The organism is Streptomyces sp. SID5910 (assembly GCF_009862125.1).
Taxonomy (GTDB): domain Bacteria; phylum Actinomycetota; class Actinomycetes; order Streptomycetales; family Streptomycetaceae; genus Streptomyces.
Genome location: NZ_WWHX01000867.1, coordinates 1 through 2035, shown reverse-complemented (window position 1 = coordinate 2035; position 2035 = coordinate 1). Strand labels below are relative to the sequence as shown.

Annotated in this window: 3 protein-coding genes; 1 reads left to right on the top strand and 2 read right to left on the bottom strand. The window is 69.0% G+C overall.

The window, feature by feature from the left end:
• Positions 1–14: 14 nt before the first annotated feature.
• Positions 15–713 (bottom strand): NUDIX hydrolase, encoded by a 699-nt coding sequence (locus tag GTW67_RS38650; protein WP_524539839.1) that lies wholly within the window; start codon positions 711–713, stop codon positions 15–17.
• A gap of 421 nt (positions 714–1134) precedes the next feature.
• Between GTW67_RS38650 and GTW67_RS30535 the strand changes: the two genes are divergently transcribed.
• Positions 1135–1326 (top strand): hypothetical protein, encoded by a 192-nt coding sequence (locus GTW67_RS30535; RefSeq protein ID WP_161167992.1) that lies wholly within the window; start codon positions 1135–1137, stop codon positions 1324–1326.
• A 289-nt stretch (positions 1327–1615) separates the two neighbouring features.
• On the opposite strand, the gene GTW67_RS30530 is transcribed toward GTW67_RS30535, so the two are convergent.
• A complete protein-coding gene (locus GTW67_RS30530; RefSeq protein WP_161167991.1) occupies positions 1616–1858 on the bottom strand; it encodes a hypothetical protein in 243 nt (80 codons plus the stop codon).
• Positions 1859–2035: the final 177 nt, after the last annotated feature.

Sequence of the window (2035 nt, the reverse complement as noted above, 5' to 3'; positions counted from 1 at the left end):
CGTGCCGATCCCGGTCACCGTCCCCACCCCAGCTCCGTGTAGGTCCGGCCTGCCTGGATGCTCTCGATGGCCGCTCGGGTGTACGGGACGATCGGCTCGGGCAGGGCCCTGGCGTTCCACCACTGCCAGGCCACGCACTTGTCGGGCTCCCGCAGCTTCGGTGTGCCCTCCCAGCGGCGGGCGCGGAAGTAGAGCTGGACGCGGGGCAGGTCTGTGGGCCGGTCCTTCATGTGCACGGTGTGGACGAGCTCGATGTCCGCAGGGTCGATGACCAGCCCCGCTTCTTCGTACGCCTCGCGCGCGAGGCACGCCGTCGCCGACTCGTCCTCGCAGTGGCCCGCCAGGACGTGCCAGGAACCGCCCGCGTACGCCGAGTCGGGGTGCCGCAGGCCCAGCACCAGCAGCGCCGGCAGGGCGCCGCGCAGCCGCTCGCCGGCTGTGCCGTCCCCGAGGACCGGTGCCATGGCCCGGGCCGTGGCGGCCAGGACCACGGCGGCGGAGATGCCCGTGACCAGCTGGCAGCCGAGCAGGAGCTGCACGGCCCGCCGGTCGGTCCGCCACGACAGGCGCGCGATGCGGCCCAGGACGGCCGGGATCTGGGCGCACATCCGTCGGAAGGAGACCTCGGCGAGCGGATTGACGGAGTACTGCCCGCTGTACGTGATCTCCGCGGGCGGCGGCGGAGGGGGCGCGTTCGTGGTGGTCGACGTCAACGTGGTCCCCCTGGCGGTTGTCCGGTGTGGTCGTGAGGCTTAACGACGAGACCGAGATATCGAACTGGTGTATTTCAGTCGCTCCGGATTCCTTAGATGAAGCGCGCGTCGGCGTGTGGTGGATGCACGGACCCTTCTGCCGCAACGGGCCCCCGGAGCAGTGCGGTTGGCCGAATCGCCGAGGGCCGCTGCGGCGGGCTCGCGGACTGGGCGCATCTACGCCGACTGGTTACGGGGCTTCGGTCGGCTACTGCTTTCTGGCAGAGCGCCGGCGTCGGCTTCCGTGAGGACGTTTCGTCTGTCTGAGCGCCCGGCCGCATAGGATGCGCTCCACGGACTGGTCGCACGGATGAGGGATTGGGGACTGAACGTGTTCGGGGGTAGGAAGAAGGAGGGTGGGCCGCCGAGAATCCCGCGGAGCGTGGATCCAAGGAGAGCCCGTGCCCTGCCCGTTCCGGCCGAGGCGCAGGCCGATGCGCGCATGTTCATGCTGGGTGGCGACACTCTCCGGGCGGTCAAGGTGATCGTGGACGCGACGGGCTACGACCTGCGCCAGGCCCGGGACATCGTGTATGCGCTGGTCTACGACGTCGAGGTGCCGAGGGGGAGTTGAGCCGAGGCACGGCGCACGCGGATCCGAGGGTCCTTCGTGATCATCGCGTGCTGATATCCGCAGGTGGGGGAAGTCGGGGCAAGGCTGCTGGCCACGGAGCTTGCGCCGGCTACTGCTGTCTGACGAAGCTGCCTGCGTCGACCTCGGTGAGGACGCTGAGCTTGACGATGGTCGACCAGTCGGACGGTTTCCCCGGCGGACTCGAGCGTACGCAGCGCCGGCGCGGACGGTGTAGGCGAAGCGGAATCGACGTTCGACTCACCGTCGACGACGATCCGCGCCCCTCCCGTCAGCGGCGGCGGGACAGGAGCGTCGTGCCGACAACGACGCATCCGATGGCCAGGACTTTGCTCGCCGCGTAGTAGCCGGACCAGTCGTTGTCAGCCGTGCCTCCGCTCAGGAGCAGCCAGACGAGCAGCCCCAGCCCACTCGCAGCGAGGACCAATCCTCCGGTCAGCCTGAGCCCGGCCCACCAGGGAGCGTCTCCGGTGGGCGCGGGTTCGGTGTCCAGGTCTCGCTCGCGATCACTCACCTTGCGTCCTCTCCTTTGACCATGATGGTCAACGAAGAAGATGTGATCTCGCCAAGAGGCGTTCCACGCCCTGATGCAGTGTCGGGGCACCGCTCTCTCAGCCGTGGTCGTTGGTCATCGCGGATCGGGGTACACGGTGCCGCATGGCACCGAAGACCGAACGCATCCAGTTCCTGC